The following is a 350-nucleotide window of genomic DNA, read 5'->3' as shown; positions in this document are numbered from 1 at the left end:
AATCTTAATCTAGGACCTACTGGTAGCGTTACTACTGGTAATACAGTGACAAATGCTGCCGGGATAACTATGAACGGCAATTCCGAAATAACTATCTTGAATGGTCCAGTCGACACCGTTACTCTTGGTAGAACCGGACTTAACAATGGTGGCAACACAATCACTAATGTGGCTGATGGTCTTGCATCAGACGATGTCGCTACCTTCGGTCAATTAACAGCTGTTGATGATAAAGTGGACGTTTCAGGTACAAGCACAGCTGTGAATCTAGGTGGCAATGCTGCTTATAACGCAGCTGATGGTAGTGTTAGTGCCCCGACTTACATCTTAGATGATGGCAATAACGCAGG

At 44.9% G+C, this 350-nt stretch carries 1 pseudogene; it reads left to right on the top strand.

Annotation, left to right across the window (positions count from 1 at the left end):
• Nucleotides 1-69 precede the first annotated feature (69 nt).
• Nucleotides 70-350 (top strand): annotated as a pseudogene (locus ACT3QN_RS13700) (hypothetical protein); the annotation flags it as partial.

The organism is Psychrobacter sp. AOP7-C1-14 (assembly GCF_052376135.1).
Lineage (GTDB): Bacteria > Pseudomonadota > Gammaproteobacteria > Pseudomonadales > Moraxellaceae > Psychrobacter.
The sequence above is the reverse complement of the archived record's forward strand: the minus strand, read 5'-3'. Positions and strand labels throughout refer to the sequence as shown.